General features: G+C 42.4%; 17 protein-coding genes. 14 read left to right on the forward strand and 3 right to left on the reverse strand.

The window, feature by feature from the left end; translation table 11 throughout:
* Window positions 1–242: 242 nt before the first annotated feature.
* The 13 genes from LG34_RS08905 to LG34_RS08960 all read left to right on the forward strand — a co-directional run bounded on the left by LG34_RS08905 (window position 243) and on the right by LG34_RS08960 (window position 12336).
* Window positions 243–788, forward strand: a complete 546-nt coding sequence (locus LG34_RS08905; RefSeq protein WP_109215769.1) for a hypothetical protein — start codon at window positions 243–245, stop codon at window positions 786–788.
* 51 nt (window positions 789–839) lie between these two features.
* Window positions 840–2138, forward strand: a complete 1299-nt coding sequence (locus tag LG34_RS08910) for a TIR domain-containing protein (RefSeq protein WP_109215770.1) — start codon at window positions 840–842, stop codon at window positions 2136–2138.
* A 461-nt stretch (window positions 2139–2599) separates the two neighbouring features.
* On the forward strand, window positions 2600–3331 hold the full coding sequence (locus LG34_RS08915; protein WP_109215771.1) for a hypothetical protein: 732 nt from the start codon (window positions 2600–2602) through the stop codon (window positions 3329–3331).
* Window positions 3332–3429: 98 nt separating this feature from the next.
* Window positions 3430–3633: a 4Fe-4S dicluster domain-containing protein gene (locus LG34_RS08920; protein ID WP_109215772.1), complete on the forward strand. Its 204-nt coding sequence runs from the start codon at window positions 3430–3432 to the stop codon at window positions 3631–3633.
* A 15-nt stretch (window positions 3634–3648) separates the two neighbouring features.
* Window positions 3649–4725, forward strand: a complete 1077-nt coding sequence (gene vorB / locus LG34_RS08925) for a 3-methyl-2-oxobutanoate dehydrogenase subunit VorB (protein ID WP_109215773.1) — start codon at window positions 3649–3651, stop codon at window positions 4723–4725.
* Window positions 4726–4742: 17 nt separating this feature from the next.
* The gene (locus tag LG34_RS08930; protein ID WP_109215774.1) at window positions 4743–5480 is read left to right on the forward strand and encodes a thiamine pyrophosphate-dependent enzyme; all 738 of its coding nucleotides are present in this window, start codon (window positions 4743–4745) and stop codon (window positions 5478–5480) included.
* Between the two features lie 12 nt (window positions 5481–5492).
* A complete protein-coding gene (locus LG34_RS08935; RefSeq protein ID WP_109215775.1) occupies window positions 5493–6041 on the forward strand; it encodes a 2-oxoacid:acceptor oxidoreductase family protein in 549 nt (182 codons plus the stop codon).
* 264 nt (window positions 6042–6305) lie between these two features.
* Window positions 6306–6443, forward strand: coding sequence for a hypothetical protein (locus LG34_RS16730; RefSeq protein WP_158582158.1), 138 nt, complete (start codon window positions 6306–6308; stop codon window positions 6441–6443).
* Between the two features lie 79 nt (window positions 6444–6522).
* Entirely contained in the window at window positions 6523–6780 is a 258-nt protein-coding gene (locus tag LG34_RS08940; protein ID WP_109215776.1) for a hypothetical protein, read from the forward strand.
* A 116-nt stretch (window positions 6781–6896) separates the two neighbouring features.
* Complete coding sequence (locus tag LG34_RS08945) at window positions 6897–7349, forward strand: MarR family winged helix-turn-helix transcriptional regulator (protein ID WP_109215777.1); 453 nt, start codon at window positions 6897–6899, stop codon at window positions 7347–7349.
* Between the two features lie 90 nt (window positions 7350–7439).
* Entirely contained in the window at window positions 7440–9185 is a 1746-nt protein-coding gene (locus LG34_RS08950; protein WP_109215782.1) for an ABC transporter ATP-binding protein, read from the forward strand.
* On the forward strand, window positions 9175–11088 hold the full coding sequence (locus LG34_RS08955) for an ABC transporter ATP-binding protein (protein WP_431602609.1): 1914 nt from the start codon (window positions 9175–9177) through the stop codon (window positions 11086–11088). Before LG34_RS08950 ends, LG34_RS08955 begins: the two co-directional genes overlap by 11 nt.
* A gap of 225 nt (window positions 11089–11313) precedes the next feature.
* Window positions 11314–12336 carry a S66 family peptidase gene (locus tag LG34_RS08960; protein ID WP_109215779.1) on the forward strand — a complete coding sequence of 341 codons (1023 nt, stop codon included), beginning with the start codon at window positions 11314–11316 and terminating at the stop codon, window positions 12334–12336.
* 493 nt (window positions 12337–12829) lie between these two features.
* On the opposite strand, the gene LG34_RS08965 is transcribed toward LG34_RS08960, so the two are convergent.
* Both LG34_RS08965 and LG34_RS08970 read right to left on the reverse strand, forming a co-directional pair.
* Window positions 12830–13372: an NADH peroxidase gene (locus LG34_RS08965; RefSeq protein ID WP_021738063.1), complete on the reverse strand. Its 543-nt coding sequence runs from the start codon at window positions 13370–13372 to the stop codon at window positions 12830–12832.
* Between the two features lie 82 nt (window positions 13373–13454).
* A complete protein-coding gene (locus tag LG34_RS08970; protein WP_109215780.1) occupies window positions 13455–13850 on the reverse strand; it encodes a Fur family transcriptional regulator in 396 nt (131 codons plus the stop codon).
* A 170-nt stretch (window positions 13851–14020) separates the two neighbouring features.
* Between LG34_RS08970 and LG34_RS08975 the strand changes: the two genes are divergently transcribed.
* Window positions 14021–15094: a DUF6128 domain-containing protein gene (locus LG34_RS08975; protein WP_146190209.1), complete on the forward strand. Its 1074-nt coding sequence runs from the start codon at window positions 14021–14023 to the stop codon at window positions 15092–15094.
* Window positions 15095–15217: 123 nt separating this feature from the next.
* On the opposite strand, the gene LG34_RS08980 is transcribed toward LG34_RS08975, so the two are convergent.
* The coding region (locus tag LG34_RS08980; protein ID WP_181369335.1) for an NlpC/P60 family protein at window positions 15218–16935 on the reverse strand (1718 nt) is incomplete at its 5' end.

Here is a 16935-nt window from a genome sequence, read left to right on the forward strand (position 1 = left end):
GCGCTGACCAGAATCACGCACCAAGTCTCACGTGCGTTCGACTTGAAAATGAACAGATAAAACTGTGGTTTCAAATAATGAATATTCAGGTTTCAGAATCAAATTTTTTTGTCAATGCTGAAAATCATCCGAAATGATTTAATAAGTATAAACAAACATACATGTTTGAAATGACACAGGGAGCATAACATATTATAATCAGAAAAAGGAAAAAAGAACTTTTTCAGAACAGGAGAAGCAGGATGGAACAGACAGAGAAAAAACAGGTGCATTATAAAAAAATTGAGAATATTTCAGCTTATGTGAAAAAGCTGGCAAAGGAAGGTGCCAACCTGATTATTGCGAAAAAATGGACGCGTATTATGGCAAGGAAGGGAACACCTGGCGAAAAAGTGATTTCCTGGAGTGTCGCTGCCGATGGTGATCTCATTATGGAAAAAGAAGCCGAAGTAGGACAGGATGCCGAAACCGGTGAAAACGACTGGATCGCAACCAAGATCGGAAAAGACGGAAGTGTTCTTGTTGATGAGCATGGAAATAAGAATGAATGGATCATTACAGATACCGTTTTCTGGCAAAAATACCGGCAGGATCAGGAACATCCGGGATACTATGTACCAGTTGGTGTCAGTCAGACATTTTTACGACTTCCGGAGGCAATTACGCTGCGCCAGTGGGGCGAGGAATGTATGAGGGTGGATGCCGGCGGATATATCAATGTTACAGACAAGAATAATATCTATGTGATTTCGCAGCGGGATTTTGAAGATACTTATGAGATCAGATAATGTTTGATCTGGAGGAAATCACTTTATTATTATCAAGGAGAGTTACGAAAGATGCGGAAAGCAGGTATTTTAGAAGATCCGTATGAGGGAGATCAACCGTATATTTTTATCAGTTATTCACATATAGATCGGCCGGAAGTGATTAAGATCATACGACTGTTGCAGGGAAAGCGATATCGTGTATGGTACGATGAGGGTATTGATCCGGGAACAGAATGGGATGAAAATATAGCAGAACATATTGAAAAATGTGAAATTTTTCTGGCAATGATTTCCGCAAATTACATAAATTCATTGAATTGTAAGGATGAAATTAAATATGCGAGGGATCTGGGCAAATCTCAGACACTGGTATATTTAGAGGAAACGCAACTGCCAGGGGCAATGCGAATGCGGATGGGGCGTCTGCAGGCAGTCTACAAATCCGGCTATGACTCTGAGAAAGCATTTATCCGGAAATTATTGGAAGCAAAAGGGATTGAGCAGTGTTATGAAAAAGAAGATGAAATTCTGAAATGGATGAGAGAAGAATTTCATCTGGAGGAGCTCATAAATAATCTTGCAGATATAGAAAAATCAGAGGATGACTTGCTCGAAGATGACTGGAGACCGGTATGTTCTGCACTGAAATTGGAAAAAGAAGATGGCACGTATAGTATGGAGGTACGTTGTGCTATTCTGGATTGGGTAGAATACGATCAAAATCGATACCTGATTCTGATTCCGGAAGATGAAGAAAGTGAAGAACGGATGGAAATGGAATCAGGAGATGATGTATGTATTGTCAGAGCAGAAAAAAACGATCGTGGACAGTATCGATATTTCATGTTTGAGAATGATGAGACAGCGAATGCGGTTTTTGAATTGTTCAAAAACAAGAATAACGGCTTTTGTTTTGTGGATTTCGATCAGGATACCTGTGTGCGGAGGATTACAGATAAAACGCCGGAATTGAATGAGAAAGATGATTTGGATATAGAGGATGAATGGTATTATGAAGATGAAGATTATGGCGGGGGACTGAGGGGCAAGATTCAGAATCTGGTATCGCGGTCAGATCAAATGGTGTTAGAAGCAGTTCTGCTAGGTTTTTTATACGTGCTTGGGATTTGGGTGAATGCAGAAATTGTTTTCCGGATAGTAGGAGTGCCATCCGTACTATGGATTGGGATTATTATCATTTGTGGCACCTTTATGCTGCTATGGGTTGATGTCGGAAACATACAGGATGTCTTACCATTGCTGAAGAATAAAAAAACAGGCTGGCATCTATTAGGTTTTGCTGTCTGGCTCATGGTGATTATAGCAGTGGTTACGATTGCAGAGGTAATCATTTTTTCGATAGAATGAAGGACATCATATGATATAGCCTCCGGCAGGCGCACATTGTCCGGTGGACAATGGTTTTGCGCCGACCGAAACGGAGTGTAGACTTGCAGAGGTACGCAGTTGAAGTACGTCATGCAATTGCATGACGCGCACCTCGCAACGAGAATGCCGAGGCATTCTTGAATGTTGAATAAGAGATCGAAAAATAAAGTTATACAGATGAGAAAAATCTCCCACAGATATCAGGTTTGAAAATGTTGATATCTGTGGGCAATTTTTTTATTGGCAAAACCATCATTCATCTGTGCAGATTACATAACAGAATGGGACGCAAATGCATTTTTACAAAATCTAAAATCGTGCAAGATGCATAATATTTCATATTTTTTGCAAAAAAGTCGTGACTAACCGCAAAAATTGTAGTAGAATGTCTCCAGTGAGAAAATTTCCGATTAGGAAATGGAACGGAGGAAGCTGCAAAGATGCAGGAGAAATTAAAAAAGCTCATTGGAGACAACATTAATTTTGTATTTGTCGGCGAAGCCGGAAGCGGAAAAAGCGAGATTTCCATTAATTTCGCAAAGTGGCTGGTGCAGCTTCAGGATAAGCCGGTACATTTCTTTGACATGGATATGACGAAACCGCTGTTTCGCTCCAGAGATGTAGAAGTACAGATGGAAGAAATGGGAATTATCTGTCACCATGAAAAACAGTTCATGGATGCGCCGACCGTTGTCGGCGGTGTCAATCGTCTGTTAAAGGATGAAGACTGTTACGTGGTTATGGATGTCGGTGGAGATCACATCGGAGCGCGTGCCATTGGCGGTTATGCACCGAAGCTGAACAAAGACAATACCATTGTATATTATGTACTGAATGCGTATCGTCCGTGGTCAAATGATATTGACCATATCGATGGTACACTGGGACAGATCCTTGGTGTTTCCCATATTCAGCTTGGCAAACTTCACATGGTAAACAATCCGAACAATGGAATTACCACAACGGCAAAAGAATTTATCGAGGGCAGTCGAAAGATGTCTGAGATGGTGACCCCGTATATTGCGGTGGATTTTGCATGTGTCAGAGAAGATCTGTATGAGGAAGTAAAAGATTCTTCAGACGTGCCGGTATTTCCGGTGGAACTGTATTTGACTTATCCGTGGTTGCAGAATGACCTTCCAAACGGTCAGCCGGTTCCGGGTAGGGGCTGAGAATTCCGAAAAAAAGCTTTCAAACACCGCTGAATATTGGTGTTTAAAAAATAATTTTTTTAACAAGTATTTATTATCTTGAGAGGAGGATTTAATCGATGGCAAAAATCGTGGTTAAATCAGAACGCTGTAAAAGCTGTGGTTACTGCATCAAATTCTGTCCAAAGAACGTACTGGAAATCGGACATGATGTAAACTCTAAAGGTTACGAGTATGTAGTACCGACAAACATGGATGCTTGTATCGCCTGTTGTATGTGCGGACGTATCTGTCCGGATGGTGCGATAGAGATCTACAAATAAGGAGGTAGAAAGATTATGGCAAGAGTATTAATGAAAGGCTGTGAGGCTATCGCTGAAGCAGCAGTAAGAGCCGGCTGTAGATTTTTCGCCGGATATCCTATCACACCGCAGAACGAGATCCCGGAGTATTTTGCAAGAAGACTTCCGGAAGTAGGCGGTAACTTTGTACAGGGTGAGTCTGAGGTTGCATCTGTAAACATGGTATACGGAGCAGCAGCAGCAGGAACAAGATCTATGACATCTTCTTCCAGCCCGGGAATCGCATTAAAGAGCGAGGGAATTTCCTATTGTGCAGCAGCACGTGTTCCAATTGTGTACGCAAACATCTCCAGAGGAGGCCCAGGTGTAGGTGCTATCCAGCCGGCACAGCAGGATTATTTCCAGGCTACAAAAGCTTCCGGTAACGGTGGTTTCCGTATGATGGTTCTGGCTCCGTCTACTGTACAGGAGGCAGTTGACCTTACATATGCAGCATTTGATTATGCAGATCGTGACATGAACCCGGTTCTTCTTCTTGCAGACGGTGTAATCGGTACTATGATGGAGCCGGTTGAACTTCCTGAGATGAAGACAGAGGAAGAGATTGCTGCAATCAAAGAAGGCAAAAAGAAATGGGCTTGTATCGGTCATGAGCTTGACTATGCAAACCGTTCATGGATCCAGCCAGGTCAGTGGGATACAAAGAAAATGCAGGAGTGGAACGAGAGAGCTTCTGAAATGTATGACAGCTGGGAAAAAGATGTAATGGTAGAAGAGTATCAGGTAGAGGATGCTGAGCTTGTTCTTACAGCTTATGGTATCTCCGCCCGTATCTGCAAATCTGTTGTAGATATGCTTCGTAAAGAAGGATACAAGATCGGTCTGATCCGTCCTATTACAGTTAGCCCGTTCCCATATGCTTCTTATGACAAGATCAACTACGATATCTGTAAAGCAGTTCTTGATGTAGAGATGTCTATCCCGGCACAGTTCATCGAGGACGTAGAGATGGGTGTTAAAGGTCGTTGCGCTATCGAGACATGCCTGTGCTCCGGTGGTAACATCATGAGCCGTGAGGCAGTGATCGAGGCTGTTAAAAAGATTTTAGGATAATAAGGAGGATACGGAACATGGAATTAGTTTATTCAAGAACAAAAACAATTCAGGAAGATAAAGTATCCGGATTCTGCCCGGGCTGTATGCACAGCACGGTTGTAAAATTAATCGGTGAAGCTCTGGAAGAGATGAACCTGGTAGAGAAAGCAGTTATGGTTACCGGTATCGGATGCTGCGGTCTTCACATGGATTATATCGCATATGATACAATTACAGCACCGCATGGTCGTGCCTGTGCAGTAGCAACAGGTATGAAGAGAAGCAATCCGGACAGCCTGTACTTCACATATCAGGGTGATGGTGACTTCGCTTCCATCGGTCTTGCAGAGTCTGTTTCTGCAGCAAACCGTGGTGAGAACATCACTGTTATCTTCATCAACAATGGTATTTACGGTATGACAGGTGGACAGATGGCTCCTACTACTCTGGTTGGTATGAAAGCTTCCACAGCTCCGAAAGGACGTATCCCGGAAGAGCATGGTTACCCGATGCATATGTGTGAGATTTTAGACAAACTTACAGCTCCGGCTTATCTGGTAAGAACAAGCTGCAATACTCCGCAGAATGTTATCAAAACCAAAAATGCAATCAAAAAAGCGTTCCAGAATCAGATCGACGGAAAAGGTTTCTCTATGGTAGAGATCGTAACAAGCTGCCCGACAAACTGGGGACTTGAGCCGTTAGACGCATTGGATTTCATCGAGCAGAAAATGCTTCCGGAATATCCGCTGGGCGTAATCAGAGATAAATAGGAGGAAGACAATATGGAAACAAATTTATGTGTTGCCGGATTCGGCGGACAGGGTGTCATGACTCTTGGTAAATTCCTTGCATCTGCAACCTGTGATTCTACAGATAAAAACGTTACTTTCTTCCCGTCCTACGGCGCTGAGCAGCGTGGTGGTACAGCGAACTGTTTCGTTGTAATCTCCGACGAGATGGTAGGTGCACCTCTGGGTGATGTTATGGACGATCTGATCGTTATGAACGGTCCGTCCCTGCAGAAATTCCTCCCGACTCTGAAACAGGGTGGTACACTTTTCATCAACAGCTCTATCGTACCGGAAGAGGATATCGACAGAACTGATATCAAAGTGGTAAAAGCTCCGGTTACAGAGATGGCTCTGGAAATGGGAAATGCAAAAGTATTAAACGTAATCATGCTTGGTGTATACGTTGGTTATACAGAGGTTGTATCTCCGGAAGTTGTATGGGGAACAATCGAGCATAAACTTGCTAAAAAAGCAAAATTACTTCCGCTGAACAAAGAAGCTTTCGAGAAAGGTCTTGAGATCGGACGTTCTCAGAGATAGTCTTTCTTTAAACATAGCGGGATCCAAAATCCATTTAAAAAAATGCGATTGATTCGTCAGGTACGGGTCAGTCGCTTTTTTTCGTACAGCGATTCCTGAATCATACAATACAGGAAGTAATGCAGGTCAAATGAGAAGTGTGATGGAAAATTGTTTTTATGAAAAATTTATGTTTCGGTTAGAAAAAACTATGGGAATAAGGACAGAATAATGGTAAAATAATAAGCATAACAGATTTGTGATTTTATGAGGAGAGACAAAGAGATGGAGAAAATTTATTTTAAAATGAAACACTCCGGAATACTGGGGATTATCGCCGGCGTGTGTGCCATGATTATTGGACTGCTGGTCATGATTTCAGGAATTGTTTTACTGAAAAACAAATCGGATATTATTTTTTAATCCAATTAAGAAAATCCCTGTTCTAATTGCGTGAAGCAATAAGCGGGGGTTTTCTTCTATCAGGGAGAAGGAGAAATGTATGATCACAGTATTTAACGGGGAAACAATTTATGAGGGGACAGATGTGACAGAGTACAATCGTATCTGTGATATACTTTCTGATTATAAGATTCGGTATAAAACACATACAACAGGCACGGATGAGAGCACAGGAGTACGACGTTTCTATGGACATGGAGTGACGACTGATGTAGATACAAAGGAACTGTATCAATATTCTATCCGTGTGCACAGGGAGGATCTGGAAAAAGCAAAGCGGCTTGTAGCAGGAAAATAAAATATAGCAAATTGAACAAAAATTTTCAAAAAAGATAGAAATGTTTGCTGTCAAACTGTTTGACAGCAAACATTTTTTGCCTTATAATAAACAATGTTTTGGGAAGGAGGCGTGATATGCAAAAAGATCACATCGGCAACGATGTAAGGATCCTGTCGCACCAGATCCATCGGTGGATCGAGAATGCACCGAACAAGAAGAAAATAGACAGTGTGACAGGCGCAAATGCATGGATTATTGGATATATTTCAGATAAGACAGATAATAACGAGGATGTATTTCAGAAAGATCTGGAAAGCTGTTTCGAGATCACCCGGTCAACGGCTTCCAAGGTGGTAAACCTGATGGTGGAAAAAGGACTGATCGAGCGGCAGAGCGTGCCGTGGGATGCGCGTCTGAAAAAGCTGGTTTTAACCGATCGGGCAAGAGAAGTGAATAAACTCATGGTGGAGGATTTCACCGAGGTGGAAAAGATCCTGTCAAAAGGTTTTACTGAGCAGGAGATGAAACAGTTTTTTGACTACATGCACCGCATGCAGAAAAATATGAAAGAGGCAACAGCACGATGAAATAAGAGGCATCGTGATCAGGAAAAATTGTTGGATATAAATAATTAAAAAACAGGAGGAAAGCAAATCGTGAAACTTGTAAAAAAGTTAATGGAATCGTTGCGGGAATATAAAAAGGCGAGTATTCTTACTCCGATTTTTGTAACCGTAGAAGTTATCATGGAAGTACTGATCCCATTTGTTATGGCGAGTTTGATCGACAAAGGAATTGAAGCCGGCAGCATGTCGGTCATCTGGAAATATGGTATCTTACTTCTTGTACTGGCAATGATTTCACTGGCGTTTGGTACGCTGGCGGGACATCAGGCATCGATCGCATCCTGCGGTCTGTCCCAAAATTTAAGAAAGGATATGTACTACCGGATTCAGAACTTCTCTTTTTCCAATATTGATAAGTTCTCAACGGCAAGTATTGTAACACGTCTGACCACAGATGTGACCAACGTACAGAATGCCTATCAGATGCTGATCCGTGTGGCAGTCCGTGCACCGATCATGATCATCTTTGCAATGGTAATGTCCTTTAGTATCAATGTGAAAATCTCTCTGATTTTCCTTGCAACCATTCCGGTGCTTGGATTTATTCTGATCTGGCTGGCTCAGTATGTACATCCGTATTTTGAGCGTGTGTTCAACACATATGACCGTCTGAATGAAGTCGTACAGGAGAACCTGCATGGTGTCAGAGTTGTAAAATCCTTTATCCGTGAGGAATATGAGGATGAGAAATTTGGAAAAATCTCTCAGAAAATCTATAAAGACTTTGCAAAAGCAGAGAAATTGCTTGCATTTAACTCACCTGCGATGATGTCTGCCATTAATGTCTGCCTGCTGGCAGTTGCATGGATCGGAGCAAAAGCGATCATTGTCAGCGGTAACGTAAAAGGCGTAGCCGGTGGTCTGACAACCGGTGAGCTGATGAGTCTGTTCACTTATGCGTTACAGATCCTGATGTGTCTGATGATGATCTCCATGGTATTCGTTATGATCATCATTGCGCGATCTTCTGCAGAGCGTATCGTTGAGATTTTAACAGAGGAAAGCGATATTCAGAACAAAAAGAATCCAGTAACCGAGGTTGCTGACGGTTCTATCGAATTTGAAAATGTAGAATTTTACTATGCGAAGAAAGCAGACAAACCGGTATTGGATAACATTAATCTGAAAATTAATTCCGGTGAGACCATCGGTATCATCGGTGGAACCGGCTCTGCAAAATCCAGTCTGGTTCAGTTGATCCCGCGACTGTATGACGTTACCGGTGGTGATGTCAAAGTCGGTGGCGTGGATGTTCGTGATTATGACCTTGAGACGCTGCGTGATTCTGTAGCGATGGTACTTCAGAAAAACGTGTTATTCTCCGGTACTATTAAGGAGAACCTGCGCTGGGGTAATGAGAAAGCGACAGATGAAGAACTGATCCATGCATGTGAACTGGCTCAGGCAGATGATTTTGTCCAGACTTTCTCGCATAAATATGATACTTATATCGAGCAGGGGGGAAATAACGTTTCCGGTGGACAGAAACAGCGTCTGTGTATCGCCCGTGCATTACTGAAGAAACCGAAGATTCTGATCCTGGATGACTCTACCAGTGCGGTAGATACCAAGACAGATGCACTGATCCGTAAGGCTTTTCTGGAGGAGATTCCGGATACCACCAAGATCATCATTGCACAGCGTATTTCTTCTGTTCAGGATGCAGATCATATCATTGTTATGGATGATGGAAAAATCAGTGCTTACGGCACACATGATGAATTATTAAAGAGCAGCGATATTTATCGTGAAGTATATGAATCACAGGTGAAAGGAGGAGATGACGATGAGCAGTAAAGACAATAAAAAACATATGTCTGCAGCGAAAGATACAAAAGGAACCGTAAAACGTTTACTTGGTTATCTGGGTGCATATAAGGTCCGTTTTATTTTTGTAATTATCTGCATCGCGATTTCTTCCGGAACTGTTGCATATTCAGCACTGTTTATTCAGGGATTGATCGATAATTATATTACACCGCTGCTGACACAGTCTCAGGCAGATTTTTCAGGGTTGCTTCATTATCTGATCAAAGTAGCGATCATTCTGTTTGCCGGTGTTATTGCGTCTTATCTGTACAACCGTTTTATGGTTGTCATCGGACAGGGCATTTTGAAAAAAATCCGTGATGAGATGTTCTCACACATGCAGAAACTGCCGATCCGATATTTTGATACACACTCTCATGGTGATATCATGAGTCACTATACCAATGATACCGATACCCTGCGTCAGATGATCTCTCAGAGTATTCCACAGTTACTGAACTCTGTAATGACCATCGTGGTTGTATTTATCTCCATGTTGAGTATCAGTTTCTGGCTGACACTGATCGTTATCGCTTTCGTATTTATCATTCTGAAAGTCATCGGTTCTGTGGCAGGACGAAGCGGAAAATACTTTATCAAGCAGCAGGTTTCTCTGGGTGATGTCAACGGTTATGTTGAGGAAATGATCAACGGACAGAAAGTTGTTAAAGTATTCTGCCATGAGGAGCAGGCAAAAGCAGGATTTGATGTGAAAAACGGTGAGCTGTGTGTGAATGCAACAAAAGCGAACTCTTATGCAAATATTCTGATGCCGATCCTGAACAACATTGGATTTATCCTTTACGTTGTTGTAGCTATCGTTGGTGGTGCGCTTGGTATCAGCGGCGTGACAAATATCAGTCTGACAGGCGTCAGCGTACTGACACTTGGTGCTATCGCATCTTTCCTGCAGTTATCAAGAAGTTTTGTAAACCCGATCAGTCAGGTTTCCCAGCAGTTAAACTTCGTTGTTATGGCGATTGCCGGTGCAGAGCGTATCTTTGAACTTCTGGATGAAGAAGTGGAAGAAGATGATGGAAACATCACTCTGGTTCGTGCAGAGAAAAACGGTGATGTTTTGACAGAGTGTACACAGCGTACCGGTCACTGGGCATGGAAAGTGCCACAGGCAGACGGCAGCACAGAGCTGGTAGAGATGCTTGGACATGTGGAATTCCACGATGTAGATTTCGGCTATGTTCCGGAGAAAACGGTTTTACATGATATTACACTGTATGCGGAACCGGGACAGAAAGTTGCTTTCGTGGGTGCAACCGGAGCAGGTAAAACCACTATTACAAACCTGATCAACCGTTTCTATGATATTCAGAAAGGTACGATCACTTATGACGGACTGGATATCGGACGTATCAAGAAAGCAGACCTGCGTCGTTCTCTTGGCGTGGTTCTTCAGGATGTCAACCTGTTTACCGGAACGGTAATGGAGAACATCCGTTATGGTAAACTGGATGCAACAGATGAAGAGTGTATCGCAGCAGCAAAACTGGCAAATGCAGACGGATTTATCCGCATGCTGCCAAACGGCTATGATACTGTGCTTTCCGGTGACGGAAGCGGTCTGTCCCAGGGACAGAGACAGCTGATTTCCATTGCCCGTGCGGCAGTTGCAGATCCGCCTGTTATGATTCTGGATGAGGCAACTTCTTCCATCGATACGCGAACAGAAGCCATCGTACAGCGTGGTATGGATGCTCTGATGAAAGGTCGTACGGTATTTGTTATCGCTCACAGACTGTCTACGGTACAGAACTCTGACGTTATCATGGTTCTTGAGCAGGGACATATCATTGAGCGAGGCAGTCACGATAAGCTGATTGAAGAAAAAGGAAAATATTATCAGCTGTATACGGGTGCGTTTGAGCTGGAGTAAAGCATGTATTTTATGAATGTGATATTTTTGGAAGGTTCGTTCAGAAATAGAAACATTCAGCCTACTGAAATAATATAAGAAAATGTCGTTGGTCTTTTAGACTGGCGGCATTTTTTATTATCGGTTATAATAATCTTATCTGGTAAAAATTTTGTTATTAGACAGAATTACAATTAGACAAAAATCTTAGTAAAATAAATGAAGTTTAAACAGGAGAAGAATCTTATGAGATATCCGGAATTTTTAAAAAAGAATGGCTGTATCGGCTTTGTGGCACCATCCTTTGGCTGCAACATTGAACCGTACAAAACAGCTTTTGGACATGCATTGGATAAGTTTGAAAAAATGGGTTACCGCACAGAACTGGGCCCAAATTGCTATGAAGGATGCGGTATCGGCATCAGTAATACGCCGGAAAAATGCGGACAGGAGTTGATGGAATATTACTGCAATGATACCAGTGACGTTCTGATTTCCTGCGGTGGTGGAGAACTGATGTGTGAAGATTTGCCATATGTAGACTTTGAAAAAATCAAAGAGGCAAAACCGAAATGGTATCTTGGTTATTCCGACAATACAAATATGACGTTTCTGTTGACCACACTTTGTGATGTGGCATCTATTTACGGACCGTGCGCGGCAGCTTTTGGTATGGAGCCATGGCATCCGGCGATTCAGGATGCATTTGATGTATTGACAGGAGAAAAGTTGACCATCGAAGGCTATGATCTATATGAAAAAGAAGGATTAAAGGATGAAGAAAATCCATTAGTACCTTATAATGTGACAGAGCCATGTATCCGTAAAAAAGTGCCGGATACAGACATCAAAATGGAAGGTCGTCTGGTTGGCGGCTGCCTGGATGTATTGACATTGCTCCTTGGTACGAAGTACGATAAAGTACAGGAATTTACAGAGCGTTACAAAGAGGACGGAATCATCTGGTTTATTGAAGCCTGTGATCTGAATGTTATGGGAATCCGCCGTGCACTGTGGCAAATGGAACAGGCAGGATGGTTCGGACATGTTAAAGGCTTTTTGATTGGCCGCCCATATTGTAATGGAGAGGAATTCTTAGGTTTGGATCAGTATGAGGCTGTGACAGGAATTCTTGGAAAATATAACGTGCCGATCATTATGGATCTGGATATCGGACATATTCCACCGGCGATGCCGCTGATCTGTGGAAGTTATGCGAAGGTGACTTCTGTGGGGAATGATGTGGAAGTAGAGATGGAATTCAACTAAAAAGTGTGCAATCATAGGAAAAATTTTTATTCGGAAAAAAAGACTGAATGGTAGAAATACCGTTTGGTCTTTTTTAAAAGAGAGTTTTGGTGAGTAGTAGAAAATAGTATATGTAATGAATGTGATTTTGGGGTGGAAAAGTAAACTTTAATTTCAATGGTCTTGCCCAAAATTAAAACGGCGGTGAAGAAATAAAAATGAGAGTTGACCGCCGCTTTAAAATATTTTAACATCTAAAAAAGGAATCAGGCTGGAGAGTGAATAAATTCCCTTGCCGCTAATATACGTATACAAGCCATGCGCCATTCGGAATTCGCTGACGCTACTTCCTCATGGACGGCTGGCGCCGTTGAGGCTGCGCCGAGCCATTCATAGCCCTTACGGGCTATTCATGTTGGGCTGTCGCCCAATACATCTAAAAAAGGAATCAGGCTGGAGAGTGAATAAATTCCCTCCCAGCCTGATTCCTTTTTTATCTTACTCGGCTTGTAGCTTAGCCAAAGTATCTCTTAAGTAATCCTTCGAATGCTTTTCCGTGACGCGCCTCGTCTCTAGCCATCTCATGAACGGTATCATGGATTGCATCAAGGTTTGCAGCTTTTGCACGTTTTGCAAGGTCAAATTTTCCTTCTGTTGCGCCGTGCTCAGCATCTACACGCATCTCAAGGTTTTTCTTTGTGCTGTCTGTTACAACTTCACCAAGTAACTCAGCGAATTTAGCAGCATGCTCAGCTTCTTCGTAAGCTGCTTTCTCCCAGTATAAACCAATTTCCGGATAACCTTCTCTGTGAGCAACTCTGGCCATTGCCAGATACATACCAACCTCAGAGCACTCGCCTTCGAAGTTTGCTCTTAAGTCTGCAAGGATGTCCTCGCTGACGCCCTGTGCAACACCTACTACATGCTCAGCAGCCCATACTTTCTCGCCGGTCTGCTCTTTGAATTTCTCTGCCGGAGCTTTACAGATTGGACAGACTTCCGGAGCTTTCTCGCCTTCGTAAACATAACCACATACTGTACATACAAATTTTTTCATAATAATTCATTTCCTTTCTCTTGAAATTAGTTTTAATATCATTTTTATTAAATCAGCTGTCTCCAACTGGTTTGTTCTGTTTTTATTTTTGTTCCTTTTCTTTTTTCAAACATTCCAGGCAAATGCCGTAGAATAAAATGGAATGTCCCTTGATCACACCGTCGAATGTCTGGGCGGCGATCTCATCCACATGATCAATACTGTTCATTTGTAAATCTATCATGCTGCCACATTCATCACAAAGAAAATGGTTGTGAGGTTCCGGTCTGCCGTCGAAGCGGTCAGGTCCGTTTCCGGTGGGAATTTTCTGAATGTTTCCCAGTTCGGCAAGCAGCGATAGATTGCGGTAAACAGTTGCCAGGCTAAGCTTTGGATATTCTTCCCGGAGATTCATGTAAACAGTCTCTGCGGTGGGATGATCATATCTGGTAGCCAGAAATTGTTCGATTGCATCTCGTTGTTTGCTGTGCTTTAACATTTATTTTCCTTTCAAAAATGATAATGATTATTGTTGTTGAAATTAATATAGCATGCAGCGTCTGATTTGTCAACAAAATTATGAGGAATTTTTAGAAAATTTATTCATACGTTATATAAAGACGTACAGGGAGTAGAACTGTGCCCGGATATCAGAGATTTGTAACGTATATGTTTCGATATGAAAATGGTAAAAAGATGGAAAATTGTGGATTTGCCAAGGTCGAAGTGCGGCAGCAGGAGTGCAGGATTCAGATACAGCTGAAAGGAATTACAGCGGATAAAACGGAAGTCTATCTTCTGAATGATAATATTGATTTTCCCAAAGGATTGTTTCTGGGTTCCATGGCAGTACACGATCATATGGCGGGGAAGGTGTTTGGATGCAGTGCGGATCATGTGAATGGTACGGAATATGCGATCAGTCAGATCCGTGGAATTTATATTGTAACAGGGGAAGATACCTTTGTTGCTAGTCAGTGGGATGATCAGGAGACGAGGTGGAAAAATTTCAGACCATGGGAAGCTAAGACAGAGGATTCGGAGACTTCTGAAGGAAATACGTTAGAAGAGGTAGAGAATATTGTGAGTTTTACAGAAAATAAACCAAAAGCAGAGAAGGCGACAATTTTAACAGGAGATAAACAAAAGGCAGAGAGTGTATCAGTTTTAACAGAAGGCAAACCAAAGGCAGAGAACGAGATGAATTCTTCAGAAAATAAAAATGAGGAGTCAAAGGAAGATCGAATCAAAAATGAGAGAGAGGATATGCCAAATGCAACATCGGTAGAGCCGAAAGAACTACAAGCAACTCAGCAGACCGCGACGGTTTCGGAAAAAAACATTTCTGTTACTGTGGGAATGGGAAAACTGCTTTCAGCATGGGAAAACCAATGGGAGCGTTTTACAGCGACGCACACATTGTTCTGCCCGTTTGATGAGGATGACGGAGTGTATGGTGTAAAGCTTCAGTTACAGGACTTTAAAGTGCTTCCGAAGCAGTATCATTATCTGGCAAACAACAGTTTTTTGCTGCATGGATATTATAATTATCAGATGCTTTTGTTTGGATATATGGAAGGGGAAGCAAGACAGTGGTTTCTGGGGATTCCGGGGGTGTTTTCCAATCAGGAACAGTTGTTGGCAGGAATTTTCGGATTTCCAGAATTTCGGACAAAACAGGTGACACGGCAGAAAACGGGAGAGTTCGGATACTGGTATCGGTATCTGGATATGAGAAAATAATTCAAGAAAAACCGATGTTCCCGGTGTGAGATATGCTTCGTGCAAAGTATGGCATATTTCTACGCATCTTTGTAAATTAAAAGCCCCTGTCTCACAAAATGAAACAGGGGTTGATTTATTATGTTAGAATACACGTCTTGCTCTTACGACATGATATCCACCGATATTTACGGAACGGTAAGTAACACCGCGTCCCGGCCAGGAATCATAGATCATTCCATTTCCGGCATAGATTGCAACGTGGCAGACACTGCTTTTACCATTTCTTCCATAGAAGACCAGATCTCCACGCTGGAGAGAATTGGTATCAACAGATCTTCCCAGTCTGTTATCTGCAGCCAGATTGATAGAGGTATATTCATGAATTGCCAGTGCATGGTCTACGATATTGGAAGATGGATTAATACCGGCAGCATACAGGCACTGATAAATCAGACCGGAGCAGTCAACGTAAGATCCCGGAGTTCCAGAGCAGCCAACTTTATAGCTAGTACCGGCATTTTTATAATCAATAGCAGTCTGGATCATGGCATTGATACGATCCTGACGGTTGCTGGTATATGTTACTTTCATCGGAGTGCGGTAAGTTCCAAGGTTGTACCAGTCATATTCGGAATAGCCCATTGCTTTCCAGGTAGTCAGATCCACATAACCGGTTACGGATAATTTGTGTCTGGATTGGAAATTGCGGACTGCCCTTTCTGTGGCAGATGTGTAACGCTCACTGCTGTTTCCGCAGACTGCCTGATTGACTTTGATAACTTTCAAACCGATATTTGCGGTAGAAAGATTGTATCCGCCACTTGGAAGGCTGATGCTGTTTTGCGGCATATAGTAGTTGCAGCCATTTACTTTTCCACCAGAAACATAGTAGTCACGGACGCCAACTTTGTAGGTGCCGTTGAAACCAAAGTTTACTTTACCGCCGTTGATCACCCACCAGCCGTTTCTGTTTTGAGCGACATCGTTGTAGCTGAAATCAACTTTGCCGCCACGAAGTACCCACCATCCATTTTCATTTTTCTCTACGGAGTTGCAGTTGAAATCGACTTTACCGCCGACAATGCGCCACCAACCATTTCTGTTTTTGGCAATACCGGTATAGTTAAAATCAACTTTACCGCCACGGATGTACCACCATCCATTTTCATTCTTTTCTACGGAGTTGCAGCCAAAATCGACTTTACCGCCGACAATGCGCCACCAACCATTTACATTTTTGGCGATACCGGTGTAGTTAAAATCAACTTTACCGCCACGGATATACCACCAGCCGTTTTCGTTTTTCTCAACGGAGTTACAATTGAAGTTAACTTTACCGTTTTCAATACGCCACCAGCCGTTCTGGTTTTTGGCAACTGTATTATCGAAGGTTACTTTGCCGTTGCGTACATGCCACCATGCATACTGACCGTTGACGGTGCCTTTTATCACATCGTTTCTGTCAGAATCAACTTTACCGTCACGAATATACCACCAGCCATCTTCGTTTTGTGCAAAACCGTTGTAGTTAAAATCAACTTTACCATTTTTGATGTACCACCAACCGTTTTCATTCTGTGCAACAGTTGTGCCGGAAGCTGGGACAACACCATTTTTGATATACCACCATTCATTTCCGACTTTTACAACATCTGTGTAATCGGTCTGAATCTCGCCTTCTTTCACAAAATACCAGGTATTATTGAATTTATAAAAATTGTTGGCAGAAGTATTGACTTTACCGTTTGTAATGATCCAGGAAGTATCATCATAGTCGATGACTGCAGTTTCGTAGGAAATTTTACCGTTTTTGATGTACCAGAGAGATTTACTGCTGTCGATGACACCGTTCTGATCCT

Origin of the sequence: Eubacterium ramulus, from assembly GCF_003122485.1 — a bacterium.
GTDB classification, from domain to species: domain Bacteria; phylum Bacillota; class Clostridia; order Lachnospirales; family Lachnospiraceae; genus Eubacterium_I; species Eubacterium_I ramulus_A.